We start from the raw sequence: 27,000 nt of genomic DNA, 5'->3' as shown, positions 1-27,000 counted from the left end.
GTACATCACAAGGAGGTGGTGATGCGCATTTCCGACGTACTGCGTGTCAAGGGCGCATCTGTCGCGACGATCACTCCCGAGACGTCGGTGGCGGGCCTGCTCACCGAACTGGCGGTGCACAACATCGGCGCCATGGTGGTGATGTCCGACGAGGGGTTGCAGGGCATCGTCTCGGAGCGCGACGTCGTGCGCGGCCTGCACGAGGTCGGTGCCGAGCTGCTGCGCCGCCCCGTTGCCGACATCATGACGACCGTCGTCGCGACCTGCGCACCCGACGATCCGGTGGACAACCTGAGTGCGTTGATGACGACCAACCGGGTGCGCCACGTGCCCGTTGTCGTCGACGGCCGGCTGCGCGGCATCGTCAGCATCGGCGATGTCGTGAAGACCCGGATGGAGGAGCTGGAACGCGAGCAGCAGCGGCTGCAGGACTACATCACCCAGGGATAGCGGGGTCCAGCAGCGAGTTGTCGGCGAACGCCCCCCGATACGCCGCCGCGGGGTGGCTGTCGGGCAGCCGATCCCCGCGCCCGAACAGCTTGTGCCGCAACGTTCCCGACTTGTCCGTGGCGATCAGCCCGCGTTCCCGCAGCGTCGGGAACAGCCGGTCGGCGACCTCTTGGAAGGACTGGGGAACCGTCGCGTGATAGACGTTGATGCCGTCGACCCCCGCCTCCCGCCACTCCTCGAGTTGGTCGGCGATCTCCTCGGCGGTGCCGACGACCCGGTTGGCACCCTCGAGGACCCAGGCCAGGTCGCGAATGGTGGGCTCGGTGTTGCCCGAGGCCTCTGCGGCCCACCGCGCGAATCCCTGCACGCCGGTGAACTCGCCGAGCTCGCGCAGCGGGGTGTCCAGCGGGAGGTGGCCCGCGTCGACTCCCGCGTCGCCGAGTGCATGCAACGCAACGCCTTCGAGGTCGAGAAAGCGCTTGATCTCGTCGTGACGGCGCACCGCGTCCCGATGGGTGTCACCGATGACGAACGAAAGCCCCTGCGCGAAAGCGATATCGCCGGGATCGCGACCGTTCTCGGCGGCCAGCGCACGCGTTTCGGATGTCAGCGAGTGCGCAGCAGCGGGATTCGGGCTGCTGATGTACACGCCCTCGGCGTTACGGGCTGAGAACAGTTGTCCGGCAGGTGACGCGCCCGCCTGGAAGAGCACCGGCGTACGCTGCGGCGACGGCGACGAGAAGTGGGGTCCCTCCACCGAGTAGCGCTTGCCGACGTGGTTGATGCGGTGAATGCCGGCCGGATCGGAATGAACACCGCGCGCCTTGTCGGCCAGCAGCGCGTCGTCGTCCCAGGATCCCTCCCACAGCTTGTAGGTGACGTCGACGTATTCGTAGGCCCACTCGTAGCGTTCGTCGTGGTCCAGCGTCCCGTCGTGGCCGAAACTGCGAAACATGTTGGCGTTGAAGCTCGTCACGACATTCCACCCGAGCCGGCCCTCGGTGTAGTGATCCAGCGAGGACATCTTGCGCGCGAAGTTGAACGGGTGGTCCTGCACGATCGAACTGGTGAACACGATGCCGAGGTTCTCTGTGACCACTGCCAGAGCGGAGGCGAGCGAGGAGGGGTCGTTGACCGGGACCTGGATGCCGCCCTCGACAGCCTTGCGCCAGTTGCCGTTCCACGGTGCCCGCAACCCGAACACGTCGGCGAAGAACAGCAGGTCGTAGCCGGCCTTCTCGACAGTCGATGCCAGTGACGTCCAGTGACGCAGCGTGTTGAACTCGTGATTGCGCGCCTCCGGCGCCCGCCACAACCCGTGCAGCACATGGGAGGCGGTGTTCATCACGAACGCCGAATAGAACAGCGGGCGTTGACCGGTCACGAGATCGGCCCCAGCGTGTCGCGGATCAGCTTGTTGTCGGTCGTCTGGAGGAACTCCGCGATCCGCGGATCTTTGAACGTGTCGATCAGCTTGACCACGTTGGGGTCGTCGATGTGCTTGTTGCTCACCACGAGACCGCCCTCGCTGCCTTTCGGTGCAGGTTCGCGGGCGAGGATCTGCTGCTCCGTCAGACCGGCGGCGTAGACATCGGAGATGTGCACCACGACGGCGTCGACGTCGGCGAGGCTACGGGCCAGCTGACCGATCGGCACCTGCACGAACTGGTAGTTCTTCGGGTTGGACGCGATGTCATCGAGCTGCGGCAGACCCGCGAGCGTGTCCTTGCCGGGTTTGAGCGTGATCTGCTTGTCGTAGGCGAGGTCGAGCAGGGCGATGGCCTGTCCGGCCGGATCGTCGCGCAGCGCGATCTTGGCCCCCTTCGGTACCTGGTTCCAGGTGCGGTACTTGTCCGAGTAGGTCGCCTGGTCCCAGGTGAACGTCGGCGCGGCGAGCGTCAGCTGAAAACCGTTGGCGGCGATGGCGTCGTTGAGGAACGGCTGGTGCTCGAAGAAGTTGCCGGCGACCGTTCCGGCGTCGACGGCGCGGTTGATCTCGATCAGGTTGTCGATCTTGACGGGTTCGATCGTGATCCCGTGATCGGGTGCGATGTCGTTGGCGATGTAGCTCAGCAGGTTCTCGGCAGCGATGTCGGTGCTCCACGTCGCCACCGGCAAGGTGGCGCCGAACGGCTTGTCCTTGTTGGAGAGCTGCGCATAGGAGACGCCCCCGGCGACGGCGAGGACGACGACGGCCGCCGCGGCAATCCACGGCCAGCGCCTCTTCTTCTTGATGTCGATGTCGATACCCGCGCCCGAAGGCGCGCTGATCTGGTCGGTCATGGGGGTCCTTTCAGCGGGTGAGGGCTTTGACGACGCGGTCGCCGACGAACTGGACGACGGCGATGGTGATGATCAGGGAGACGGCGGTGGCGATCATGATGTTGTCGTCGAATCGGTTGTAGCCGTAGGTGATCGCCAGGTTGCCGATGCCTCCCGCGCCGATCGACCCGGCGATGGCGGAGTAGTCGATCATCGCGATGGTGTTGACGGTGAGCGCCCCGGCCAGGGCCGGCAGCGCCTCCGACAACTGGACGGTGCGGATCACCTGCAGCGTCGATCCTCCCGAGACCTGACCCATGTCGGTGACATCGGAGCGCACGTCGCGTAGCGCGTTCTGTACCAGGCGCGCGAAGAACGGCACCCCGGCGGTCGTCATCGGCACGATCGCCGCGGGGATGCCGATCGTGGTCCCGACCAGGAAGCGCGTCACCGGAATGATGGCCGCCATCAGGATCAGGAACGGCAGGGAGCGGCCGATGTTGACGATGGTGTTGAGAACCGTGAAGACCCGAGGATCGGGGTGCAAGCCGAGGTCGGAGGTGTTGTGCAGGATCACGCCGACCGGGATACCGATCAGCACGACGAGGGCCATCGTGATACCTACCATCACCCAGGTCTCCCCGTAGGCGGGGAGCAGCAGTTCGGGCACCTTGTGCCACGGTGTGCTGAAGTCTTCCTGGGCGAACAGCGTGGTGGTCACGCCGCGGCCTCGGTGGCGGCCGCGGCTCGCACGTGCAAGCCGCGCTCCCTCAGGTACCGCGCGAAACCCGCTGGGGCCGTGGGGGACAGCGCGAGGACGGCGCGGCCCACCGCGATACCGCGGATGGCCTCGACGCTGGCGCTGAGGACGCTGACCCTCGCCCCGGACAGGCCGGGCGCGTCGTGGATCGTCGTCAGCCAGTCCAGCGGCACTTCGCGTGATGCGTAGGAGATCTCCCAGACGTCTGCATCGGCCGGCACGGCCACGCTCGGTCGGTCGGGGAGGAGCTCATGGGCCAGCAGCGATTCGGGATTCAGGATGATGTCCTCGACGGACCCGCTCTCGATGATGCGACCGTCGGCGATCCTGGCAACGGAGTCCGCGATCTCTCGGACGACCTCCATCTCGTGGGTGATCAGGATGATGGACAGGCCGAACTCGTCGCGAAGATGACTCAGCAGAGCCAGAATCGACTTGGTGGTGGCCGGATCGAGGCCCGAGGTGGCTTCGTCGGAGAGCACCAGCGACGGTCCGAGCGCGAGAGCGCGCGCGATACCGACCCGCTGCTTCTGTCCGCCGGAGAGCTGCGCGGGGTATGACGCGCTGCGGTCGGCCAACCCGACCCTGTCGAGGAGCTCGCCGACACGCCGGGCAATCGACTCGTCGGTGGCTCCCAGATAGTGAAGTGGCAGCGCGACGTTCTGGGCGACGGTGCGGCGTCGCAGAAGTGGTGCGGACTGGAAGATCACGCCGATCCTGCGGCGGGCCTCCACCAGCTGGTCGGCCGACAGGGTGGTGAAGTCCTTGCCGTCGACGCGAACGGTGCCGCTGGTGGGGCGTTCCAGGAAGCTGATGCACCGCGACAGCGTGCTCTTGCCGGCGCCGCTGGGCCCGACGACGGCAAGGATCTCCCCGTCGCCGACTGACAGGTTCACGCCGTCGAGCACGGTGCGGTCTGCGAACCTCTTCGTCAGGTTCTCGATCTCGATCACGAACGAAAGCTACGGATATCGCCAGCTGGTCCACAGCCTATGGCTCAATATGATCCGAAGTGGCGCAGCAGGATTGAAGATCGAGGTTTCCGATCACGGTGGGTGAAACTCTGGTCAGTGACGTTGAATTCGGGTGAGGCTGGTGTGATGGCCGGCCCGACGTTGCACTGGTACCTGCCCACGCACGGCGACACCGCCACGATCGCCGACAATCAGGCCGCCGACGGGTCGCGGGTGCCGTCGTATCTGGAGCCGTCGCTGGAGAATCTCACGGTTCTGGCCCGCACGGCCGAGGATCTCGGCTTCGAGGCCGCGCTGACCCCGACCGGATCCCATTGTGAGGACTCGTGGTTGGCCACCGCGGCGCTGGCCCAGCACACTCGTGCGCTGAAGTTCCTCGTCGCCTTCCGGCCCGGGGTGCTCTCCCCGACACTGGCGGCGCAGCAGGTCAGCACGTATCAGCGATTCACCGGAAACCGGTTGGCGCTCAACGTCGTCACCGGTGGTGACGACGCGGAGATGCGCCGCTTCGGCGACGACGTCGACAAAGCGGCCCGCTACCGCCGCACCGGCGAGTTCCTGACCATCGTGGCTGGCATCCTCGCCGGCGGCGACTTCTCGTTCGACGGCGAGTTCTACACCGTGGAGCACGCCAGGATCGCGTACCCGGTCACCACTCGGCCGACCGTCTACTTCGGCGGCTCGTCGCCAGAGGCAATCGCGGTGGCCGCCCGGCACGCCGACGTGTACCTCACGTGGGGTGAGACACCGGAGCAGGTGGCCGAGAAGTTCGCACGCGTGCGCGCCGCGGCTGCCGAGTACGGCCGCACCCTGCGATACGGGGTCCGGTTGCACACCGTGGCCCGACCGACTGCCGCGCAGGCGTGGGGGCGGGCCGAGGAGCTGCTGTCGGACCTGACCCCGGACCAGGTGGCGAGGGCCCACGCCCGCTACTCGGCGAGCGTGTCCGAAGGGCAGCGGCGGATGGCGGCTCTGACCGACGGTGTGTTGCGCGACGCCCGCAGCCTGGAGATCGAGCCCGGCCTGTGGGCCGGACCGGGCCTGGTGCGCGACGGCGCCGGCACCGCAGCCGTAGGCAGCTACGCCGATGTCGCGGCGGTCCTCGACCGATACATCGAGGCCGGGGCGCAGGAATTCATCCTGTCGGGCTACCCGCAGATCGACGAGATCCGCCACGTCGGCAAGGGCGTCGTACCGCTTCTGCGGATCGGCGCCGCGGCGTAGGGTTTCCCCGGTGAGCATCGAGGTCAGCGCGGCTCGCCGGCCGGATGTGAAGTCTTTGTCGCGCGTGCTCGGGCGGGCGTTCCTCGACGACCCGGTGATGCAGTGGATGATGCCCGATGACAGGCGTCGCGCCGCTGCGCTGCCCCGCGTCTTCGCGGCGATGACACGGCATCACTTCCTCGCCGGCGACGCCGTCGAGCTGGCGAGCCGGGGCGGCGAGCTCGGCGCTGCCGCACTGTGGGATCCGCCCGGCCGCTGGAAGACCACGACCCGCGAGGACCTGGCGATGATGCCGACCTTCCTGCTCGCGATGCGGGGTGAGGCCAAACGCGGCATGGATGTCTCGGAGCTGATGAAGCGCCATCACCCGGAGGAGCCGCACTGGTATCTCGCCGTCATCGGCAGCGACCCCGATGTGCGCGGTGCGGGCTTCGGCAACGCGCTGATGCGCTCGCGGCTGGACCGCTGCGACGCCGAGGGTGCCCCGGCGTACCTGGAGTCCACCAAGAAGTCGAACGTGCCGTACTACCTGCGGTTCGGTTTCGAGGTCACCGGAGAGCTCGCCGTGCCCGGCGGCGGCCCCACGATGTGGCAGATGTGGCGGGCGCCGCGCTAACTCCAGCTGTATTCGGCGCGCAGACGGGTCGCCACCACCTCGAACGTGGTGCGCTCGACAATCGCGCCCTCGCGCCGGATGCCCTCCTCGGGCACGTCGAGGACCCGGTCGAGCCGCACCCAGCTGGCCCGACCCTCGTAGTCCCACGGTCCGCTGCCGATACCCACCCAGTTCGGGTCGTCACGATGGTGGTCCTGGCTGGACAGCATCAACCCCAAAAGGACCTCCCGGTCCCTGCCGACCACCAGCACCGGACGGTCCTTGCCGCGGGTCGGATCGTCTTCGTAGACCACCCAGGTCCACACGATCTCGCCCGGGTCGGCGCGGCCGTCGAGGTCGGGGGCGTAGGCGACCCTGCGGGCGCGGTGCGCGGTTGGAACGAAGGTGTTGGACACCGGTCGCCCCGCAGGCAGCGCACGGGGCGGCGACGTCTGCGAGCCGGAGATCACCTCCATGCCGAGCCGCAGGCCCTGCTGGAGCCCGTACTGGATTCCCTGCTGGATCCCGCGCTGAAGCGAGTCCGACCGCTGGATATGCCGCACCAGCTTGGGGGCCTCGGAGAACACCAGCCTCTGGAACGTCTTGAAGGGCGAGGACGATGACGCCATAACAACCCACTGTAGGCGGTCCCCGCGGCGCTCGATTGTGTCGCGCGGGCGGGTGCTCGTTACTCTGGACTGGCCGTTTCCGGTACCCGTATCGCGCTCACCAGGAGAAATTCCATTAGCAGTTTCGCCGACAAGACCTTCACCGCGCCGGCGCAGATTCGGAACTTCTGCATCATCGCCCACATCGACCACGGCAAGTCGACGCTGGCCGACCGGATGCTGCAGCTCACCGGCGTCGTCTCCGACCGCGACATGCGGGCGCAGTACCTCGATCGCATGGACATCGAGCGGGAACGCGGCATCACGATCAAGGCACAGAACGTGCGCCTGCCCTGGAAGGTCGGTGACCAAGAGCACGTTCTGCACCTGATCGACACGCCGGGCCACGTCGACTTCACCTACGAGGTGTCCCGCGCGCTGGAGGCCTGCGAAGGCGCGGTCCTGCTCGTCGACGCCGCCCAGGGCATCGAGGCCCAGACGCTGGCAAACCTCTACCTGGCCCTGGATCGCGATCTGACGGTCATTCCCGTGCTGAACAAGATCGACCTGCCGGCGGCCGACCCGGAGCGCTACGCCAGCGAGCTCGCCCACATCATCGGCTGCGAGCCGTCCGACGTCCTGCGGGTGTCGGGCAAGACCGGCGTCGGCGTGACGGAGCTGCTCGACGAGGTCGTGCGCCAGGTCCCGGCCCCGACCGGTGACGCCGACGCGCCCGCCCGGGCAATGATCTTCGACTCGGTGTACGACACCTACCGCGGCGTCGTCACCTACGTCCGCGTCGTCGACGGCAAGATCGTCCCCCGTGAGCGCATCAAGATGATGTCCACCGGCACCGTCCACGAACTGCTCGAGGTCGGCATCGTCTCGCCCGAGCCGAAGGCGTCCGACGGTCTGGGTGTCGGCGAGGTGGGCTACCTGATCACCGGCGTCAAGGACGTCCGCCAGTCGAAGGTCGGTGACACCGTGACCACCGCGCGCAGCGGCGCCACCGATCCGCTGACCGGTTACCGCGAACCCCGGCCGATGGTGTACTCGGGGCTGTATCCGGTCGACGGTTCGGACTATCCGAATCTGCGCGAGGCGCTGGACAAGCTGCAGCTCAACGACGCGGCGCTGACGTACGAGCCCGAGACTTCGGTGGCGCTGGGGTTCGGGTTCCGCTGCGGCTTCCTCGGTCTGCTGCACATGGAGATCACCCGGGAGCGGCTGGAGCGCGAGTTCGACCTGGACCTGATCTCCACTTCGCCCAACGTGGTGTACCGCGTCGTCAAGGACGACGGCTCCGAGCTCGTCGTCACCAATCCGTCGGACTGGCCGGAGGGCAAGGTCCGCGAGGTGTACGAGCCGATCGTCAAGACGACGATCATCGCCCCCAGCGAGTTCATCGGGACGATCATGGAGCTGTGCCAGTCCCGGCGCGGCGAGCTCGGCGGCATGGACTACCTGTCGCCGGAACGCGTGGAGTTGCGCTACACGATGCCGCTGGGCGAGATCATCTTCGACTTCTTCGACTCGCTGAAGTCCCGCACCCGCGGCTACGCGAGCCTGGACTACGAGGAGGCCGGCGAGCAGCAGGCCGACCTGGTCAAGGTCGACATACTGCTGCAGGGCGAGGCCGTCGACGCGTTCTCGGCGATCGTCCACAAGGACGGGGCCAGCGCGTACGGGAACAAGATGACCACCAAGCTCAAGGAGCTCATCCCGCGCCAGCAGTTCGAGGTGCCGGTTCAGGCAGCCATTGGCTCGAAAATCATTGCGCGCGAGAACATTCGGGCCATCCGCAAGGACGTCCTCTCAAAGTGCTACGGCGGTGACATCACCCGCAAGCGCAAGCTGCTGGAGAAGCAGAAGGAAGGCAAGAAGCGGATGAAGACCATCGGCCGGGTCGACGTTCCGCAGGAGGCGTTCGTCGCTGCGCTGTCCACCGACGCCTCGGCCGACAAGGCCAAGAAGTAGGCCCGACGTGCGACGCGGGCTCGTGGTGGCGCTGGCCGCCCTCGTGACCGGGTGCAGCGGAGGCGTCGCGGGTACCGCGGTGCCCGCCCCGTCGGGCGGGCTGGATTCCGTGCTGCTCGGCGATGTCGAACTCGATGAACTGTTGCACACCAGCGGGTTCCGCAGCGATCCCGATGGTAAGGAGTTCACCGACGAGCTGGCCAACGGCACCCGGCCGCCAGGGTGCGTGCAGACGGTGAACATCGCGGACCGCAACATGTACCGAGACGGCGCGCCGACGGCGGTCCTGACCAGGACGTCGGAATCGCCCGCCGGCTCGGTGCAGCAGAGCGTGGTGGTCGTCCGGTCGGCCAAGGACGCTGCGCGCATTCTCGACATGTCGAGACTGTCGTGGGACGTGTGCGTGGGTGTGCCGGTGACGACCGGCGGGCGCTCCCCGGTCACCTGGGAGCGTGAACCGGTCGAGGACAGCGACGGCATCGCCAGCCAGCGCACGACGCGGTCGGACCGCGTGGGGGAGCAGTGCCAGCATGCGATGGGAGCCGCGGTCGCGACAGTCGTCGAGGCGATGGTGTGCGGGCCGGGTGTCACCAACGAGGCGGCCACGGCGGTGGCCGAGATGGCCAGAAACGCCGACCGGACCTGACGTCGCGGCCAGCACACGAGTGTCCAGTGTTGCTTCACGACTGTCGCGGATCGATCGAAGTCGGTAGCGAGCCACCGACCATCACGTCGATGATGGCCTGGTGCTCCCGGTACTCGACCTGGCCTCCGCCGACTCGGATCCGACAGGCTTCCGAACCCAGCTGCGTGAGGCCGCCCATGACAGCGGCTTCTTCTACCTCACTGGACACGGCGTGGCTTCGGCACAGTTCGCACGCGTGCTGGCGGCGGCTCGTGCCTTCTTCGCGTTGCCGATCGTTCAGAAGAACCAGATCAGCCAGCTTGAAAGCCCGCAATTCCGGGGCTATTCGCGGCTCGGCGGCGAACTGACGAACGGGCTCGTCGACTGGCGCGAGCAGATCGACATCGGTCCCGAGCGGCCCGTCCTCGAGGGCGCGCAAGGCTACTGGCGTCTGCAGGGCCCGAACCTGTGGCCGCAGCGACCGTCGGACTTCCGCCCTGCTTTCGAGCAGTGGAGCCGTGCGCTGTCTGCCGTGGGGTTGAAATTGCTTCGGCACTGGGCGGTTTCGCTGGGCGCCGAGGAGGACGTCTTCGATCCCGCCTTCGCCACGGCACCGGCCACGTTGATCAAGGTCGTGCGGTATCCCGGGACGACGCAGACCCAGCAGGGAGTCGGAGCCCACAAGGATTCCGGGGTGCTGACGTTGTTGCTGGTAGAGCCGGATTCCGAAGGGTTGCAGGTGGAGACCTCGGACGGCACCTGGGTCGACGTGCCACCGGTCGCGGACGCTTTCATCGTGAACATCGGTGAGCTGCTCGAAGTCGCCAGCGGGGGCTACCTGCGCGCCACCCGGCATCGAGTGATCGCGCCGCGGCCGGGAACCGATCGGGTGTCGATTCCTTTCTTCCTCAACCCTGCCCTGGATGCGCTCGTGCCGATCATCGCGCTCCCACCCGAGCTGGCCGCCCTCTCGCGCGGCGTCGAGACGGACCCGGCGAATCCGATCTTCAACACGTATGGAGAGAACGCGTGGAAGTCGCGTACTCGCGCCCACCCCGACGTCGCGGAGCGCCACCACGGCATCCGCCCCGACGGCGTCGCATCGGCGTACTGAGGGCCGATTTCGTCGTCATGAGCGCAACTCTCGAACGGCGGCCGCGTCGACCATAGATTGGCGGGGTGTTCGACATCCGGCGGTTGGTGGTGCTGGCCGAAGTCGCGGGTCGCGGCTCCCTCAGCGCGGCGGCCGGGCATTTGAACTACACGACGTCTGGGGTGTCCCAACAGATCAGTGCGCTCGAGCGCGACGTCGGCGCGGTTCTGCTGGACCGCGGGCCCAACGGGGCGCGGTTGACCGCCGCCGGTCAACGCCTCCTCGACCACTCCGAGGCGATCCTGAAAGCGGTGGCCGAGGCGGAACGGGATCTCGAGATGCTGACCGTCGGGAGTGCCCGCCGGTTGAGGATCGCGTCGTTCGCCTCCGCGGCGGCAACGATCCTTCCGCCGGCCCTGGCGCAGCTTCGCAGTCAGCACCCCGACGTCGAGATCGAGCTCCTCTCAGCCGATCCCGAGGACGCCGTCACGCTACTCACCGCCGATGGAGCCGACGCCGCGATCATCACCTCAGTGCCCGGTGAACGTCCGGATGTCCCTGGCCTACACATCGTTCCCGTATACGACGACGAGTTCTTGGTCGTTCTGCCCGCGCGGCACCGCCTTGCCGGCCTCGCGGAAGTGCCGTTCTCCGCACTCGCCAACGACCAGTGGGTGATCAGCACGGCGACAGGGGACTGTCCCGATGTGCGCGTCTTTCAGAAGACCTGCCGGCACTCGGGATTCGTTCCCGCAGTGGCCTTCCGCGCCGATGATTACACGACAGTTCAGGGCATGGTCGCCGCCGACGTGGGCATCTCGCTGGTCCCGTCGCTGGCGGTCGGAAGTACGCGCGCCGACGTCATCGTCCGCAGGGTTGCTGGATACCGTCCCGCGCGTCGAATTTCCATTGCCACCAGTAGAACTCCCGAGGACGGCACAATATTGGCCACTCTGCTGTCGTTGACGCGATCCGTGGGGGCTCGGCTCTCCACGGACGGGGTCTACAGCGATTCTGCACGGCCGTTGACCGTCGCTTGATGCGGGTTTCGCGAATCGCATTGTCGCCATAGCGTATTCCGCATGACGACGATCACGAGACCACCGCTGCTGTCAACGGCTCACGAAGCGCTGCATGTCGCGACGGCAGTTGCGGCGAACATCGCAGACGGCGTCGTCGAGCGTGAAATCGACGGCGTCTGGCCGGAAGTAGCTCTGCAGGACGTCGCGAGGTCGGGCCTGCTCGGTATCTCGGTTCCAGACGACTTCGGCGGGCCCGACCTTCCGAGGGCGTCGGTGGTGGAGGTGCTGCGCATCCTCGCGGTTGCAGATTCTGCTGTCGCTCAACTGCTGCTGTCACACTATGTCGTGCTCGAAGCGATCCGAGGCCTCGGGCACTCCGAGCCGGCGCCCAGCATCTATCGTGATGTGCTCTCCGGCGCCCAGCTCGGTAACGCCACCGTCGAGCGCGGCACACGCACAAGCGTCGAACGGCGGACCACGGTGGCGCGTCGCGATGACGGATCGTGGCTTCTCAACGGAACGAAGTACTACGCGACCGGCACGCTCGGCGCTTCGTGGATCGCCGTCGCAGCGACGATTAGCGATACTGCGCCGGCACACGGGGCAACCGTGTTCGTCCGCCCCACCGACGCCGGCGTGACGTTGAACCTGGATCGGTGGAATGCCTTCGGACAGCGCGGAACGGCAAGTGGCGAGGTCATTTTCAGCGATGTCGTCGTCGACGGAACCTTCGTCGTGGACGAAGGTCCCGCCCCTGATCCGGTGACCGCGGAACCGTCGGTGCTCGGCGCCTTCGACCAGGCACTGCATGCCGCAATCGATATCGGCATCGCGCGGGCCGCCCTGCACGAGGGCGCGCACTTCGTCACCACCCGCAGCCGCCCCTGGTTCGAAGCCGGGGTCGAACGTGCCGACGAAGAGCCACACGTCGTACGTCGATTCGGTGAACTCACCGCCCGGCTCTACGCCCTCGAGGCTCTGCTCGCCCGCGGTTCAACCCTGGTCGACGATGCGCTCGCCGCGCCGGCGGTCACCCGTGACGGGGCAGCGGCGGCCTCACTGAGCGTGGCCGCCGCCAAGGCGCTGGCCCAGGAGTTCGCCGTGGAGATCGCCAGTGGCATCTTCGAACTCACAGGAGCCTCCGCCACCGATCGAGCGTTCGCGCTGGATCGGCATTGGCGCAACGTACGGGTGCATTCACTGCACGACCCGGCGCGATGGAAGTACGTCCACCTCGGCAACCACACACTGCGTGGCACCGTCCCGCCGCGGCTCGGCGTTCTGCTCTGACCCCCACCCGACCAACGAAGGACTTCCCGATGACCGGCTTCTACCTCACCGGCAGTATCAACGTGGCCACCGTCGACGACGCGTTCGCGTTGGTGGGTGCTCGACTTCAACCCGGCGTGACCCGAGTTCCCGATGGCGAACCCGGCGAGCGTGCCAATTGGGTTCTGACACAGGCGGATCACTTCCTGAACAACCCGACCCTCGACGTGGTCGACGGGCGTGCGCGTGTGCGCGCCGGTGTGGCGGTCGAGTTCGGGCCGGTCGACTACCACTCGATCGCCGCCGATTCGTATCGCCGGTTCGCCGCGGCGCGCCGGGATGGTGTGCTGGCCGAGAATTCCCGGTTCCTCGTGTCGATCCCGACCCCGTTCAACGCGGTGAACTCTTTCGCCGAGTGGGATTCGCAGGTGGCCATCGCCAACGCCTACGAACGCTCTCTGCGCGCGAGCGTGCAGCGCGTGCAGGAACTCGTCCCGCCGTCCGACCTCGCCATCCAGTGGGATCTGCCCACCGAACTGGCCACTATCGAAGGCTGGTTCGCCAACCCCTACGGTGACGTGGAGCCGATCTTCGAGGCGACGGCTCGGCTCGCCGCATGGGTCCACGATGACGCCGAGCTGGCGTTCCACTTCTGCTACGGCGACTCGAAGTTCGGCGCGTCGCCGTTCATGGGAGATCCGCCCGACGAGGAAGCTGCCGCACGCGGCGGCCGGCATGTCCTGCCTCGCGACGCCTCGGCCATCGTCACGCTCGCCAACGGGTTGTCTCGGCACGTGTCGCGCCGCATCGACGCGATCCAGGCCGCCACCGTGGCCTCCTGGAACAGGCGCGCTCACTGGCAGCCGCTGAGCGCCCTCGCGATCGAGCCGCAGACCGAGTTCTACCTCGGGCTCCTGCACGCCGAAGACGGAGCTGCCGGCGCGCTCGAACGAGCTGCACTGGCCGCGGAGTTCCTCCCGCACTTCGGTATCGGTACCGAGTGCGGCCTGGGCCGTCACACACCGGAGCAGCTCACCGTCGTTCTCGATGCGTGGCAGAGCTACAGCGCCGCCCGTCAGCCCGCACTCGCCACCCGTTGACCTTCCTCAGGAGAGATCATGACCGACATCGTCGAATCACCCTCGTTGACAGCACTTTCCGTCGCTGATCGCACGGAGGACACCGTGGCGCCGCCGGACGGCAACCCTGGTCTGATCGGACTGCCGCTCATCATCGCCGGCGCGGTGGGGCTGGGATTCACCAACACCGGCATCGTGTCGACGGCAGCGGCACCCGTGCCTGTCCTACTGTCGGGGACGGCGGTGGGGTTGCTGATCACCACGATCTGGGCGGCCGCCCTGCGGCAGAACGTCACCGCGACGATCTACGGGACGTTCTTCGGCTTCTACGGGAGTTACTCGGTGTTGTCGCTGGGTCTGGCGCACAACTGGTTCGGCATCCCGGCCGCCGGCGTACAGGAGACGGTGTCCCTGTGGTTGGCGAGCTGGCTGCTGACCATCGGAATCCTCACGGTCCTGACGGTCCGACTTCCGTGGACCTTCCCGGTGCTGTTCGCCGTGGTCGATGTCGCATTGGCGCTTCTGCTGCTGGGTAACGTGACCGGAAGTGTGGCCGCCACCCGGCTCGGCGGATGGGCCGTGTTCGTGTTCGTCGCCTTCGTGATCTACTTCTGGGTCGCCGCGCTCTGGCAGGAAACCGGTGGACGTGCCCTGCCGCTGGGGCGACCCCTCAAGGCGTGACCGTTCGATCCCCTCGCTGCTTTTCCTCAGGCTGATCTGATTTGCTGATGCCACGAAAATCGTTACAGCAGAGATTGTTTGAGACCACAATGACGGCCGTCGGTCTATTCCACGCGCCGGTGACAAGCCGCTTTTCCTAGCCTGTGGACATGGAGGATCCAGCGACGCCGTGGGTCATCGCGGAATTGTCGGTCACGAGGATGTCCGAACGGTGGGCGTGGACGGTTCTTGCGTTGGGTGTGGCCTTCGTTGCCATAGGTGCAATCTTGATCTCCTGGACGTGAGGACGGCTAGTCGCTGAGTATGTTGTCGCGGAGCGTCTTTGCCGGGTAAGCGTGCCGATAACGGCCGCGCCGCTGCAGTTCAGGCACCACCATGTCGACGAACTCCTCGAAGCAGCCCGGCGTGTAGGTCGCAAGCACCATGAAGCCGTCAGCGCCACCGTCGTCCATGAAATGCTCGAGCTGATCGGCCACCGTGGCCGGCGAACCGATCACCTGCGGCATCGAGAATCGGAACGAGTATGTGTGTGCGGCTTCGGCGATCGTGACGCCGGCACCTGCGCCGCTCGCCACCAGAGCGTCCTTGACGCCCTGGATTCCCGGCACCGGAATGTCGTCCAACGGCGTCGACGGATCGTAGGTGGAGAAGTCGATGCCCAACTGTCCGGACAACATCGCTAGCGTCGCCTCCGGGTGTACCAGCGATTCCAGATACTCGGCCTTCGTGTGCGCCTCGGCGTCGGTGAGTGCCACGATCGGTTGCACGCCGTAGTAGAACCTGACCGACGCAGGGTCGCGTCCCGCCGCTGCGATACGCGCTCGCATATCGCGGGTGTAGTCACGCATCGTCTCGACCGTCGGATGGATCGCGAACACCGCCTCGGCGGTCGCCGCTGCGAACCGGCGCCCTTCGTCTGACGAACCCGCCTGCCACAGCACCGGCCGGCCCTGCGGCGAAGGCGCGACGAAATGCCGCCCGCGGCAGCGGAAGTATTTCCCGGTGAAGTCGATCTCGCGAATCTTGTCGGGATTGGCGTAGATTCCACTCGTCCGGTCGGCGACAACGGCACCATGCTCCCACGAGTCCCAGAGCGCACAACACAGGTCGACGTACTCAGCGATCCGCTCGTAGCGGGTCGACCGCTCGGGCATCTGCTCGCCGTAAGCTGCGAACTCCGATGGGGAGTAAGACCCTACGATGTTCCACGCGACCCGGCCACCCGATAGGTGGTCCAGCGTCGAGAGCCGGCGCGCCATCGAGTACGGGTGCTCGAAGGCGGTCGAGAGCGTGACACCGACCCCGAGATGCTCGGTGGCGCCGGTGATCACGGTCGTCAAGGCACCCGGCTCGTGGGTCGGCGCCTGCACCGCATAGCGCACCGTTGCATCGGAGCTGCCGGCAAACGAGTTGTACGGGGCCAGCTCGTCGGCAAGGAAGATCGCGTCGAACAGCCCTCGCTCCAGAGTTCGGGCCATGTGCTGCCAGTACTTCGGGGACGCGTAATCGTAGCCGACTTTGTCGAGGGGATGGCGCCACATTCCCACCGAATGGCTGCTGACGCCGTGCTGCAGAAATGCCAGAAAGTGGGCCTTGCGCAACTCAGTACTCTTGCAGGCTCTCGCGCAGCGTCGTTCCGGGATAGCGGGTCCGGAAGCGGCCACGGCGCTGCAGTTCCGGCACCAGCAGCTCGGTCATGTCTGTGAAACAGCCTGGCGTGTCAGTCGCGAGCATCATAAACCCGTTGCAGCCGCCCTCGTCGACGTACTGCTCCATCTGGTCGGCGACATCTGACGGGGTCCCCACCGCGACCGGCGCACCCATCGACACGCCGTAGATCTGCGCTGCCTCGCGCACGGTCACCGGCGCCCCGTCCTTGGCCTCGAGAATCGCATCGAACAGGCCTCGGATGCCCTGCACGTCGGCGTCGACGACGTTGTCGTCCAAGCCGAGAGTGGAGAAGTCGAATCCTGTGTGGCCGGACAGAATTCCCAGTGCGCTTTCGATCTGCACCTTTTCGACGAACTCCGCGTAGCGGTCGTTGGCCCGCGACTTGTCGCGGTCGATGATCGTCTGCAGACCGTAGATGAGTTTCACCGAATCCGGATCGCGGCCGTGATTGTCGGCGCGGGTTCGGATGTCGTCCGCGTAGGCCCGCATGCTCTTGGGTGTCGGGAAGATGCCGAACACGGATTCGGCGTGCTTCGAGGCGAATTCGCGCCCCTGCTCGGAGGACCCGGCCTGCCACAGCACGGGCCGCCGCTGCGGTGACGGAGCGACGAAGTGGCGACCTTTGGACTGGAAGAACTCGCCCCGGAAGTCGACCTCGCGGACTTTCGAAGGGTCGGCGAAGATCCCGTTCTCGCGGTCGTACACGATCGCGTCGTCGTCCCACGAATCCCAGAGCTGGTAGAGCAGCTGCATGTACTCCTCGACCACCTCATATCGCTTGTCCCGTGGCGTCAGGTTCTCTTTGCCCATCGCCTGGAACTCGCTCTTGGAGTACGACGTCACGATGTTCCAACCGACCCTGCCGCCGGTGAGGTGATCCAGCGTGGACAGGTGACGGGCCATCATGTACGGCGGCACAAAGGACGTTGACAACGTGATGCCGATCCCGAGGTGTTTGGTGAACGCCCCGATGATCGGCACCAGTGTCGCAGGCTCATGCACCGGACACTGCCCGGCGTATTTGACGACGGGATCGGAATTTCCCTTGTAGGTGGTGTAGGGGGCCAGCTCGTCGGCGATGAACATCGCGTCGAACAGTCCGCGTTCCATCGTGCGGCCGAGGTCACGCCAGAATTCGGGCCGCGACCAGTGGTAGCCCACCTTGTCCCGGGGGTGCGCCCACATCGTCGACGCGTGGTTCATCACCCCGTGCTGGACGAAGCCCAGCAGGTGCATTTTCTTCGTGCTCATGAACTCTCGTTCTGTGTCCGGCGTTCCACAAGGAACGCGGTGATGACGGCGACGGCTGCGCCGACGGCGAGCAGGGGCGGCAAGTACCAGAAAACGCTGTTGACTCCGAGCAGCACGATCACCAGCGTCGAGGCCAGCACTGCGCCGACGGCTTTCCAGGTGAAGCCGCCTTCAGGTAGCGCGTCCCCGGAATCGAGCGGGAGTCCGGCGCGGTCGCCGACGGCGGCGTCGGAGAGCACCTCGCGACGCACCCGTCCGAACGCCTGCACGCCGAGAGTGATGTAGACAGCGGCGACGACGACACCGATCGCGACGGCGATCCAGAACGCGATCATCGGACCGGATCCGGGTCGCCGCTGGTGATCTCGCGCTCGGGCACGATCGCTCCGCCGAAGTCGACCGCGTGGTCGGATTCGATCAGCGCCGAATTCCGGCGGGTCAGGGAAGCGAAGTCGAACGTCTGACGTTGCGCCAGGCTGATTCCCACGGCAGCCACTAGGGAGATCGCCTCCAACGTAATGATTCCCTGCAACTCACCGACGAATTCGCGGACCGGGTAGCCGACGGCCACTGCCAAGACGAGGCTGGACACGAAGGCCTGCGCCGTCATTCGCCGCCAGAAGATCGCCAGTGCCAATGGAATTATGAGCGCCGCCTTGATGAAGTAGACGGTATTGACGAGTTCAACATAGTCGATGCCCGAGCTGACGACGACGCCGCCGATGACGCCGGCGATCAGAATCGAGCTCTTGGTCCATCGGAACAGGGTCTTCGGTGCGATGTCCGGCTTGGCCCGCTTGAGGATGTCCACGGCCACCACGGAGGACAGAGCCGAGAATGCGCCGTCGATCGAGGAGTAGCACGCGTTGAGGATGATCAGCACATACAGGGCGATCAGCACGATCGGCAGCCCGAGGTGGCTGATCACGTACGGTCCGACGCCGCCGGGGCCGGCCGCGCCGAGATCTTCGAGGCTGACGCCGTAGCCCAGACCGACCAGGCCGAGCAGGCTGAGCACGATCGGAATCGGGTAGAACCACAAGCCGGCCCACACGAAGGTGCGTCCCAACGTCGCCGGCTTGAGCGCCCAGGCCTTCTGCCAGAACGTCTGGTCGGCCATCGTCGAGGCGAGCAGGCCCAGCGACAGCGAGATGCCGAAGCCCGCGGCCGCGGCACCGTCGAACGCGTTCAAGGTGTTCGGGCCCGCCTGGTCGACCTTCTGGAACACGAGGCTCGGCCCGCCCACCTTGGCCAGCACGTACAGCACCACGATGGCCGCCGGCACCGTGATCAGCAGCGTGTTGAACGTGGCGGTGATCGCCGAGGTCCACAACCCGCCGAAGTAGGAGTAGATCGTGACGGTGGCAAGGGTGACGATCAAGACGACGGTCGGGTTGATGCCGAACACCACACCCATCACGAGGACCACACCGAACAGGTTGATGAAGATCTCGGCGAGCAGACCCAGCAGCATCGCCACCAACGCGATCGTGGTCGCGGGCTTGTTCTGGAATCGCTCGCGAATGAACTCGACGATCGTGTACCCGGCGGGCATCTGACGGCGCAGCCTGATCGCGAACGGCACCATCAACATCACCGCCAGACCGTTGGGCACGACGAACCAGATGAGACCTGACGTCCCGAAGGTGAAGGCCTGTGCCGAGGACATCATCACCGCCATCGACCACGTCCACACAGCGATGACGGAGCCCACACCGAAGCCGAAACCGATTCTGCGGTCAGCGATCACGAAATCGTGAGTGTTCTTCACCATTGACTTCACCACATAGGCGACGAAGAACATGAATGCGCCCAAGCCCAGCATCAGGGCAAAGCCGATGCCAGGCGACAGATTCGATGGGTGGAACACAGGACCTCCTGTGGTGCGCGCTCGCTGTGACCGCGTGCTGACGGGAAAGCGCGGCAGGAGACTGCGCCGCGAGGGCCGGAAGAGACTGTGACAGGCCCAGTGATTCGCTGTGAGCATTTGAATCACGGCGAATCAAACCACGGTGTCTGGTTACGACCTCCCGGGCGAGCTGCCACCGAGCGCGCAGGTGTGCGTTATCACTCACGTCGAGCAGATATCTGGGGGGCCACGGCGAGGTCGGAGACGATGCCACGGTGACTGCTGCACTGCCCATCGAGCCGCCGGACGAATTCTGGAGTTGGCAACTGCACGGGCGCTGCCTGGAGTTCCCGTCCGAATTGTTCTTTCCCGAGAGCGATCATCGGTCGATCCGGCGGCGCCATGAGGAAGAAGCCAAACGGATCTGCCGCACTTGCCCGGTGCTGTCCCGCTGCCGTGAGCACGCAATGAGCGTTCCGGAACGGTACGGGGTGTGGGGTGCAACCACACCCCGAGAGCGCGGCGTCGCCCCGACGCGGCGTACGGCCGGAAGGAGTTCGCGATGACGCAGATCGCCGGGCCGAGCGTGGCCGTCGACGACGTGCGGCGCGGCATCGTTGACGGCACGTTGACCGAGATCGAGGTCGCCTGGAGTGATTCTTTCGGGCACTCCGCAGGCAAGCGGATACCGGCTCGACAGTTCCTCGACCGCGCCACCGGTACCGGCTTCGCCTTCTGCGAAGCTGCGCTCGCCTGGAACACCGACGGCACGGTCATCGATTCGCTGGCGCTGACCAACTGGGCCGGCGGCTACCCGGACGTCTACGCCGTTCCCGACCTCAGCACCTTCACCCGCCTCCCGTGGCGCCCCGGCGTGGGGCACGTGATCTCCGACATCGTCACCCACCACCGCACGCCGTCGCTGCTCGATCCGCGCGGCGTGCTCAAACGTGTGCTGGCGCGACTGGCGAACCTCGGCTACACGGCCAAGATCGGTGTCGAGTTCGAGTTCTACCTGCTCGAGACCGACGGCACACCGATCATCGACGCCATCCAGGCGTACTCGCTCGAGAACGCCAACGGGCTCGACCCCCTGATTGCCGACCTCTACGAGACCCTGAGCGCCTTCACGCGATTGGAGGGCATCCAGACCGAATACGGACCAGGTCAGGTCGAGACCAATCTCGTCTACACCGACGCGCTGGCCGCCGCTGACGACAGTGCCCGTCTCAAGTACGCCGCCAAAGAGGTCGCGCGCCGGCACGGCAAGCTCGCGAGCTTCATGCCCAAACCGTTCTCCGAACATTCCGGCTCGTCTGCGCACCTGCACATCTCGCTCTGGGAGGGCGACCGCCCGGTCTTCGCGGCGGTCAACGGCGCCGAGAGCCAGATCGCCCGTTACGCGATCGCCGGCTTGTACGAGCATCTCCCGTCGATCACGCTGTTCGGCGCTCACTCGGTGAACGCCTACCGCCGTTTCGCACCGGACACGTTCGCTCCCGACACGGTGAACTGGAGCCGGGACAACCGCAGCGCGGCGATACGTTCGCTCGTGGACGACGCGCCTGAGGCGTCGCGGATCGAGTTGCGTTCCGGCGCGGCGGATTCCAACCCGTACTGGCTTGTCGCGTCAGCCCTGGCAGCCGTCGTCGCAGGATTGGAGGCCCGTCGGGAGCCACCCGAACCCGCCGCGGGAAACCTGTACGGCAAGGGTGTGCCCCTGCCCGATTCGCTGGGCACCGCGGTGGCGCTCGCCATCAAGGACGACACCATTCTCGACATCCTCGGTGAACAGTCCGTGCTGGACTTCGCGGTACTCGCACGCAGCGAATGGGACGCCTATCTCGGGCACGTCAGCGACTGGGAGCGCACGCGCTATCTCACCCGCTCGTGATGGTCAGTGTGCGGACTCCAGAGCTCGGCGGGCATAAGCCCGGACATCGGCATCGCCGTCATCGAGGGCACCGGTCAGAGCCGCGCGCGCGGCCTCTTCCGACGGCGCCCACCGGGTGAGGCTGAGCACCGCGGCCTTGCGGACGTCGAGGTGCGGGTCGGTCAGCGCACGTGAGAGCGGCGGCACGGCGGCCGACGGTGATGGTGCGCCGGCCAGCGCCCGCGCCGCCCCCTGACGGATCTGCCAGGCGGAGGAGCCCAACGCCTGCTCGACGGTCGCTCCGTCACCCTCGTGCCAGCCGATGTCGCCGATCGCGGCCAGCGCCGCAGCGCGGACCAGTGGGTCGGGATCGTCGAGCAGCAGCCGGACCGTCGGCGCGCCTGCCCGCAGTGTGCCCAGACCACCGGCCACCGCGATGCGCACCTCCCGGTTGGGATCGGTGTGTGCGGCAGCCACGCCGTCCGCGTCGTCGACCGACACCAACGCGCGGACGGCCTCGATGCGGACCCGATGATCGGGGTCTGTGACCAGGCGGCGATACGTCTCGACGTCACCGACGCGGCGCGAACTCAACACGTAGATCGCGGCGCCTCGAACCCCCGCGTCGGCCGAATCGACGACATGGGCAACCGATTCCGGGCTCGGCAACACCTCGACCAGTTCGCGTAACCCGTCTGCAGCGACCCTGCGGACCCCGGCGTCGTCATCGGACAGGGCGCCGACGAGCAGTTCGGCGTACCCATCGCACAGGTGCTCGGTCAGGACGTCGACGGCTGTGCGCCGCACTCCGGGGTCATCGTCGGTCAAGAACTGCGCGAGATCGTCGACGGACGGCTCGTCGAGCGCGAGGACCGCGGCGATCCGTGGCGAGGGTGGCGGCCCGGCAGAGTCGATCACCCGCGACAGTTCTGACGCGGGTGCCCGTCCGCCGACCAGCGCCGGCTCGGTGATCACGACCGGTTCGTCTGTGTCGCTGGGAATCTCGTCGAGCCCGGGGACGGGCACGAAGTAGGGCGCGACGGGGCGCTTGAGGAATTCGATCTCACCGCCGGGCGTCTTGCGCAGATTGAGGTGGTAGCGCCACGCCTCGTCGTCGCGGTCCGGCAGGTCGCTGCGGTCGTGGTAGAGACCCCACCGGGATTCGGTGCGGGTGAGCGACGACCGGGCGGCCATCTCGGCGCAGTCGCGGATGAAGGACACCTCCACAGCCCGCATCAGCTCGTGCGGTGTGGTGGCACCGATGCCGGCGACCTCGGCGCGCATCCGCTCGAACGTCTCCACCGCCAATGACAGCTTGGCTGCCGTCTTCGGCGGCGCCACGTAGTCGTTGACGAACCGTCGCAGCTTGTACTCGACCTGCGGCTGGGGCGGGCCGTCGGGCTGACGGAGCGGCCGGTAGATCAGCTCGTGCGCGGCCGTGATCTGATCTGCCGGCAGCTTCTGCGGCGCAGCCAGTTCCGTGGCGGTGGACGCAGCGTCGGCACCCGCGAGCTCACCGTAGACGAAAGCCCCGATCATGTAGTTGTGCGGGACGCACGCGAGGTCGCCGGCCGCGTACAGGCCAGGCACCGTGGTGCGAGCGTTCTCGTCCACCCAGACTCCGGACGCGGAATGGCCACTGCACAAGCCGATCTCGGAGATGTGCATCTCGATGTCGTGGGTGCGGTAGTCGTGACCGCGGTTGGCGTGGAAGGTGCCGCGGGTGGGGCGCTCGGTCGAATGCAGGATGCCTTCCAGCGTCGACAGCGTCTCGTCGGGCAGGTGGCTGACCTTCAGATAGATCGGACCGCGCGCGGATTCGATCTCGCTCTTGACCTCGGCCATCATCTGACCCGACCAGTAGTCGGAGTCGACGAAGCGCTCTCCGAGAGCGTTGACCTGGTATCCGCCGAACGGGTTCGCCACGTAGGCGCAGGCCGGACCGTTGTAGTCCTTGATCAACGGATTGATCTGGAAGCACTCGATTCCCGACAGTTCGGCGCCCGCATGCAGAGCCATCGCGTAACCGTCACCGGCGTTGGTCGGGTTTTCGTAGGTGCCGTACAGGTAACCCGACGCGGGCAGCCCCAGCCGTCCGCACGCTCCTGTCGCGAGGATCACGGATTTGGCTCCCACGACCACGAATTCGCCGGTGCGGCTGTTGAGTGCGGCCGCACCGACCGCGCGGCCCGCCGACGTGAGTACCCGCACCGGGACCAACCGGTTCTCGATGCGGATCTTCTCCCGCATCGTGCGCTGCCGCAGCACGCGATAGAGGGCCTTCTTGACGTCCTTGCCTTCGGGCATCGGCAGTACGTAGGAGCCCGAGCGGTGCACGCGGCGCACGGCGTACTCACCGTGTTCGTCCTTTTCGAACTTCACCCCGTAACGTTCGAGGCGCTGGACCATAGCGAAACCGCGGGTGGCGGTCTGATAGATGGTGCGCTGGTTGACGATTCCGTCGTTGGCCCGGGTGATCTCGGCGACGTAGTCCTCCGGGGTGGCCTTGCCGGGGATCACGGCATTGTTGACGCCGTCCATGCCCATGGCCAGCGCGCCCGAATGCCTCACGTGGGCCTTCTCCAGCAGCAGAACGTTCGCGCCGTGTTCGGCGGCGGTGAGCGCGGCCATCGTGCCGGCTGTCCCGCCCCCGATGACCAGGACGTCACAGTCGAGCCGAATCGCGTCGTCGAGCGAGGGAATCTGCATCAGGACACCAACTCCGAATTCTCGAGTGCGGCAATGACCTCGGCGCGCAGCGCAGTGCGCGGCACCGAGGGATCGCGAGGATTGGGAACGTCGAGCAGCGCGCGCAGCGGTTGACCGGCGCGGCCTAGTACGGCGACGCGGTCGCCCAGCAGCAGTGCTTCGTCGACGTCGTGAGTGACGAACACGATCGTGGTCGGATGCGCGCACCAGGTGTCGATGAGCAGTCGCTGCATCGTGGCGCGGGTCTGGGTGTCGAGCGCGCCGAACGGTTCGTCCATCATGACCGCGCGGGGCGCGCCGGCCAGCCCGCGGGCCAACTGGACACGCTGCCTCATGCCACCGGACAGGCGCTTGGGCAGGTAGTCCTCGAAACCGGCGAGGCCGACGTCGGAGATCCACCTCAGCGCTTCCTCACGACGGAACCGTCGGGGTCGGCCTGCCAGGGCGAGCGCGAGTTCGACGTTGGATTGCACGGTGCGCCACGGCAACAGCGCGTTGTCCTGGAACACCATGGACCGGTCGCGCGAGGTCGTGACGATGGGATCCCCGTCGCCCAGCACAACCCCCGCATCCGGAGCAAGGAGGCCGGCCAGAGCGCGCAGAACCGTCGATTTGCCGCACCCCGACGGGCCGGTCAACACCAAGATCTCACCCGGCGCGACAGTCAGGTCCAGTCCGTCGACCACGGGGGCGCCGCCATAGCTGAGGGTGACGTCGCGAAGCGTGAGACTCATCCCGGTCACCGGTCGTTCTCCTCGCCCCGGGGGAGCCACCGTGTCACGCGTCGCCCGACCAGTTCCACCCCGGCCGAGGTGGCGAATCCGAGCACGCCGATGGTGATGATGCCGACGAACACGTCCGGATAGGCGAGCACGGTGTAGGCCTGCCAGGTCCGGTACCCGACCCCCAATCTGCCGGAGATCATCTCCGCGGAGATGACGCAGATCCACGCGACTCCGATTCCGACGGACAATCCGCCGAACACACCGGGCAGAATGCCGGGCAGAACGACCCGGACGAGGACATCTCGACGGGTTCCGCCCAGCGTGCGCACGGAGTCTTCCCACAGGGTCGGCAGGGCTCGGACAGCGTGGCGGGTGCTCACCATGATCGGGAAGTAGGCAGCGAGGAACGTGATGAACACGATCCCGGCCTCGTCGGTGGGGAACAACAGGATCGCGACGGGAACGATCGCGATCGCGGGGATCGGCCGGGCCAGTTCGGTCAACGGCCCGAGGACGTCGGCCGACCTCGGCGATCGACCGAGCAGGATGCCGGTGATCACGCCGGCGATCGCGGCCAACCCGAAGCCGGTCAGGATGCGGATCAGCGACTGGCCGAGATCGAGCCAGTAATCGGGCGTGCCCAGTCGCGCGGCGAACGCGTGGACGATCTCGGTGACGGTCGGCAGAGTGTCGAACCGCAGCCACAACCGCACGTCGTTGGCGGTCAGCAGCTGCCACAGCCCGATCGCGGCGGCGACCGACGCGACACGCACCAGCGCCGACGGCCAACTGCGGCGGCGTGCCGGTGGGGGTGGCAGCGCCACTGTCGCCGGCTGTTCCGCGGCGCCGAGCACCGCCGGGACCGTCGTCATACTGCACCCGCCAAGGCCTGCTGGTAGTCGACGACGACCGCGCCGGGGTGCGTAGCGGTGTAGCGGCTTGCTCCCGCCGCCGTGTCGAACGGTAGGTGGCGAGTGCCATCGCGGACCCAGACGGACTTGTCGGCAAACCAGCGGGTGCCGAACTCGGAATCGGGCACGTAGGCAGCGCGGACGGTGTCACCTCTGGCGGCGGCATCGCGGACGGCGCGCAGCAGGCAGTCGGGGTTCGCCGCCGCTTGCGTGGTGTCCTTGCCATCGATCCACACTTCTCCCGCGAGCGCCGCATCGGTGACCTCGAGGCCGCACACGGGATCACGGCCGCGCAGCACCGAGGGGTTCGCGGTCTTGTCGAGGGTCGCTTCGTAGTCCTGGCCTCGGTCGGCGTACGCCTTCTTCAGCGGATCGGCATTCACGAAACCGGGCACGTCGAGCGGCGCGAACTCACCGATCGATTGCAGGTACGGCACGTCACCCTGAAGAGCCTGTACGAGAGAGGGTTTCAGGGTGGCGTCGAAGCTGGTGCCGCCGGGGCCGTTGTACAGATAGACGACTTCCGGCGGAAGTCCACTGTTCTCGGCGACGAGGTTGGCCGACTCGAGAGGGTGTTGGTTGAGGTAGTCGGTCGCATCCAACTGCGCCTGGAGGAACGCATCGAGCACCTCGGGGTGGCCACTCGCGTAATCACGGCGTACGACGACCCCGTGGAAGGTCGGGTACTTTCCCTCAGCGCCGTCGTAGAGCAACGTCGCCTTACCCTGGAACGCGAGCAGACCGGGCCATGCCACGAATTGTGAAAGTGCGTTCACCTGACCGGATTCCAGCGCGGACGCGCCGACCTGCGGCTGCTGGTTGAGCACCTCGACCCCGTTCTTGGGGTCGATGCCGGAATTATCGAGTGCACGCACGAGTGTGCCGTGCCCGGCTGAACCGACACTGGCTGAGACTTTCTGGCCCTTCAGGTCGGCGATGGTGCGGGCCGGCGAACCGGGCGGAACGACCACCATGTTCAACGATCCCGTCGGGCTGTAGCCGGTGACCGACACCAACTCCGTGCGTGCCCGCTCGTTGGCTTGGGTCTTGGACCCGTTGATCAGTAGCGGATAGTCACCCATGGAGCCGATGTCGATCTTCTCTGCGACCATCTGGGCGGTGATCGGCGCACCGGTGTCGTAGTCCTGCCATTCGACCTGATAGGTCGTGCCCGAGGACTTTCCGAGGTCGGAGAGTCGCTTCTCCAGAAAACCTTTGGCGCGCAGCAGTGTTCCGGCCGTCACGGTGTTGATGGTCTTGGACTGATATCCCACGACGACGCGGATGGTGTCGGCCGACGATGATTGACCGCCGAGTGAGCATGCGGCCAGCGAAGCGGTGGTGACGGCGGTGAGCAGCAGAGAGAGTGGGCGTTTCATCGAACGTGCCGGC

General features: G+C 66.7%; 25 protein-coding genes. 12 read left to right on the top strand and 13 right to left on the bottom strand.

Going from position 1 to position 27,000, the window contains the following annotated elements; genetic code table 11:
* Positions 1–21: 21 nt before the first annotated feature.
* A complete protein-coding gene (locus tag ACZY1G_RS23415) occupies positions 22–450 on the top strand; it encodes a CBS domain-containing protein (protein ID WP_463817476.1) in 429 nt (142 codons plus the stop codon).
* Here the strand turns inward: ACZY1G_RS23415 and ACZY1G_RS23410 are convergent.
* The 4 genes from ACZY1G_RS23410 to ACZY1G_RS23395 are packed head-to-tail and all read right to left on the bottom strand — an operon-like array spanning position 437 to position 4,425.
* Positions 437–1,795, bottom strand: coding sequence for an LLM class flavin-dependent oxidoreductase (locus tag ACZY1G_RS23410; RefSeq protein WP_463817770.1), 1,359 nt, complete (start codon positions 1,793–1,795; stop codon positions 437–439). The genes ACZY1G_RS23415 and ACZY1G_RS23410 overlap by 14 nt on opposite strands.
* 35 nt (positions 1,796–1,830) lie before the next feature.
* Complete coding sequence (locus tag ACZY1G_RS23405; RefSeq protein WP_463817474.1) at positions 1,831–2,733, bottom strand: MetQ/NlpA family ABC transporter substrate-binding protein; 903 nt, start codon at positions 2,731–2,733, stop codon at positions 1,831–1,833.
* A 10-nt stretch (positions 2,734–2,743) separates the two neighbouring features.
* Positions 2,744–3,433, bottom strand: coding sequence for a methionine ABC transporter permease (locus ACZY1G_RS23400; RefSeq protein WP_463817473.1), 690 nt, complete (start codon positions 3,431–3,433; stop codon positions 2,744–2,746).
* On the bottom strand, positions 3,430–4,425 hold the full coding sequence (locus ACZY1G_RS23395) for a methionine ABC transporter ATP-binding protein (protein WP_463817472.1): 996 nt from the start codon (positions 4,423–4,425) through the stop codon (positions 3,430–3,432). Before ACZY1G_RS23395 ends, ACZY1G_RS23400 begins: the two co-directional genes overlap by 4 nt.
* A 147-nt stretch (positions 4,426–4,572) precedes the next feature.
* Here ACZY1G_RS23395 and ACZY1G_RS23390 point away from each other — a divergent pair, with 147 nt between their 5' ends.
* Together ACZY1G_RS23390 and ACZY1G_RS23385 are read left to right on the top strand one after the other, a co-directional pair.
* Positions 4,573–5,670, top strand: a complete 1,098-nt coding sequence (locus tag ACZY1G_RS23390; protein WP_463823854.1) for an LLM class flavin-dependent oxidoreductase — start codon at positions 4,573–4,575, stop codon at positions 5,668–5,670.
* A gap of 10 nt (positions 5,671–5,680) precedes the next feature.
* Positions 5,681–6,286, top strand: a complete 606-nt coding sequence (locus ACZY1G_RS23385) for a GNAT family N-acetyltransferase (RefSeq protein ID WP_463817470.1) — start codon at positions 5,681–5,683, stop codon at positions 6,284–6,286.
* Here the strand turns inward: ACZY1G_RS23385 and ACZY1G_RS23380 are convergent.
* Positions 6,283–6,894 (bottom strand): type II toxin-antitoxin system PemK/MazF family toxin, encoded by a 612-nt coding sequence (locus tag ACZY1G_RS23380; RefSeq protein WP_463817469.1) that lies wholly within the window; start codon positions 6,892–6,894, stop codon positions 6,283–6,285. The genes ACZY1G_RS23385 and ACZY1G_RS23380 overlap by 4 nt on opposite strands.
* A gap of 69 nt (positions 6,895–6,963) precedes the next feature.
* Between ACZY1G_RS23380 and lepA the strand changes: the two genes are divergently transcribed.
* The 7 genes from lepA to ACZY1G_RS23345 all read left to right on the top strand — a co-directional run bounded on the left by lepA (position 6,964) and on the right by ACZY1G_RS23345 (position 14,619).
* On the top strand, positions 6,964–8,850 hold the full coding sequence (gene lepA / locus ACZY1G_RS23375; protein WP_463823853.1) for a translation elongation factor 4: 1,887 nt from the start codon (positions 6,964–6,966) through the stop codon (positions 8,848–8,850).
* Positions 8,851–8,857: 7 nt separating this feature from the next.
* Positions 8,858–9,496, top strand: a complete 639-nt coding sequence (locus ACZY1G_RS23370) for a sensor domain-containing protein (protein ID WP_463817468.1) — start codon at positions 8,858–8,860, stop codon at positions 9,494–9,496.
* Between the two features lie 100 nt (positions 9,497–9,596).
* Positions 9,597–10,589 carry an isopenicillin N synthase family dioxygenase gene (locus tag ACZY1G_RS23365; RefSeq protein ID WP_463817467.1) on the top strand — a complete coding sequence of 331 codons (993 nt, stop codon included), beginning with the start codon at positions 9,597–9,599 and terminating at the stop codon, positions 10,587–10,589.
* A 65-nt stretch (positions 10,590–10,654) separates the two neighbouring features.
* Positions 10,655–11,608 (top strand): LysR substrate-binding domain-containing protein, encoded by a 954-nt coding sequence (locus ACZY1G_RS23360; protein WP_463817466.1) that lies wholly within the window; start codon positions 10,655–10,657, stop codon positions 11,606–11,608.
* A gap of 42 nt (positions 11,609–11,650) precedes the next feature.
* Positions 11,651–12,880: an acyl-CoA dehydrogenase family protein gene (locus tag ACZY1G_RS23355; protein ID WP_463817465.1), complete on the top strand. Its 1,230-nt coding sequence runs from the start codon at positions 11,651–11,653 to the stop codon at positions 12,878–12,880.
* A gap of 29 nt (positions 12,881–12,909) precedes the next feature.
* On the top strand, positions 12,910–13,959 hold the full coding sequence (locus ACZY1G_RS23350; protein WP_463817464.1) for a hypothetical protein: 1,050 nt from the start codon (positions 12,910–12,912) through the stop codon (positions 13,957–13,959).
* Positions 13,960–13,977: 18 nt separating this feature from the next.
* Positions 13,978–14,619, top strand: a complete 642-nt coding sequence (locus ACZY1G_RS23345) for a GPR1/FUN34/YaaH family transporter (RefSeq protein WP_463817463.1) — start codon at positions 13,978–13,980, stop codon at positions 14,617–14,619.
* 290 nt (positions 14,620–14,909) lie between these two features.
* On the opposite strand, the gene ACZY1G_RS23340 is transcribed toward ACZY1G_RS23345, so the two are convergent.
* Genes ACZY1G_RS23340 through ACZY1G_RS23325 form a run of 4 tightly spaced genes read right to left on the bottom strand, consistent with a single transcriptional unit; the run spans position 14,910 to position 19,411 of the window.
* Positions 14,910–16,220 (bottom strand): NtaA/DmoA family FMN-dependent monooxygenase, encoded by a 1,311-nt coding sequence (locus ACZY1G_RS23340; protein WP_463817462.1) that lies wholly within the window; start codon positions 16,218–16,220, stop codon positions 14,910–14,912.
* A gap of 1 nt (position 16,221) precedes the next feature.
* Positions 16,222–17,541, bottom strand: a complete 1,320-nt coding sequence (locus ACZY1G_RS23335; protein WP_463817461.1) for an LLM class flavin-dependent oxidoreductase — start codon at positions 17,539–17,541, stop codon at positions 16,222–16,224.
* Positions 17,538–17,876 (bottom strand): hypothetical protein, encoded by a 339-nt coding sequence (locus tag ACZY1G_RS23330; protein WP_463817460.1) that lies wholly within the window; start codon positions 17,874–17,876, stop codon positions 17,538–17,540. Before ACZY1G_RS23330 ends, ACZY1G_RS23335 begins: the two co-directional genes overlap by 4 nt.
* Positions 17,873–19,411, bottom strand: a complete 1,539-nt coding sequence (locus tag ACZY1G_RS23325) for a sodium:solute symporter family protein (RefSeq protein WP_463823736.1) — start codon at positions 19,409–19,411, stop codon at positions 17,873–17,875. The genes ACZY1G_RS23330 and ACZY1G_RS23325 overlap by 4 nt, the downstream gene beginning before the upstream one ends.
* Positions 19,412–19,665: 254 nt before the next feature.
* On the opposite strand from ACZY1G_RS23325, the gene ACZY1G_RS23320 reads away from it, so the two are divergent.
* Positions 19,666–19,956: a WhiB family transcriptional regulator gene (locus tag ACZY1G_RS23320; RefSeq protein WP_463817457.1), complete on the top strand. Its 291-nt coding sequence runs from the start codon at positions 19,666–19,668 to the stop codon at positions 19,954–19,956.
* On the top strand, positions 19,953–21,284 hold the full coding sequence (locus tag ACZY1G_RS23315; protein WP_463823735.1) for a glutamine synthetase family protein: 1,332 nt from the start codon (positions 19,953–19,955) through the stop codon (positions 21,282–21,284). The genes ACZY1G_RS23320 and ACZY1G_RS23315 overlap by 4 nt, the downstream gene beginning before the upstream one ends.
* Before the next feature lie 3 nt (positions 21,285–21,287).
* Here the strand turns inward: ACZY1G_RS23315 and ACZY1G_RS23310 are convergent, their stop codons facing one another.
* From ACZY1G_RS23310 to ACZY1G_RS23295, 4 genes are read right to left on the bottom strand one after another with little or no spacing between them, the layout of a single operon-like run.
* Positions 21,288–23,975 (bottom strand): fumarate reductase/succinate dehydrogenase flavoprotein subunit, encoded by a 2,688-nt coding sequence (locus tag ACZY1G_RS23310; protein WP_463823852.1) that lies wholly within the window; start codon positions 23,973–23,975, stop codon positions 21,288–21,290.
* Complete coding sequence (locus ACZY1G_RS23305; RefSeq protein ID WP_463817454.1) at positions 23,972–24,706, bottom strand: ABC transporter ATP-binding protein; 735 nt, start codon at positions 24,704–24,706, stop codon at positions 23,972–23,974. The genes ACZY1G_RS23310 and ACZY1G_RS23305 overlap by 4 nt, the downstream gene beginning before the upstream one ends.
* A gap of 5 nt (positions 24,707–24,711) precedes the next feature.
* Entirely contained in the window at positions 24,712–25,569 is an 858-nt protein-coding gene (locus ACZY1G_RS23300) for an ABC transporter permease (RefSeq protein WP_463817451.1), read from the bottom strand.
* Positions 25,566–26,987 carry an ABC transporter substrate-binding protein gene (locus ACZY1G_RS23295; protein ID WP_463817450.1) on the bottom strand — a complete coding sequence of 474 codons (1,422 nt, stop codon included), beginning with the start codon at positions 26,985–26,987 and terminating at the stop codon, positions 25,566–25,568. The genes ACZY1G_RS23300 and ACZY1G_RS23295 overlap by 4 nt, the downstream gene beginning before the upstream one ends.
* Positions 26,988–27,000: the final 13 nt, after the last annotated feature.

It is taken from the genome of Mycobacterium sp. IDUB_5, assembly GCF_055419565.1.
Note: the sequence above shows the minus strand (reverse complement) of the source record. Positions and strands in the feature narration are given on the sequence as shown.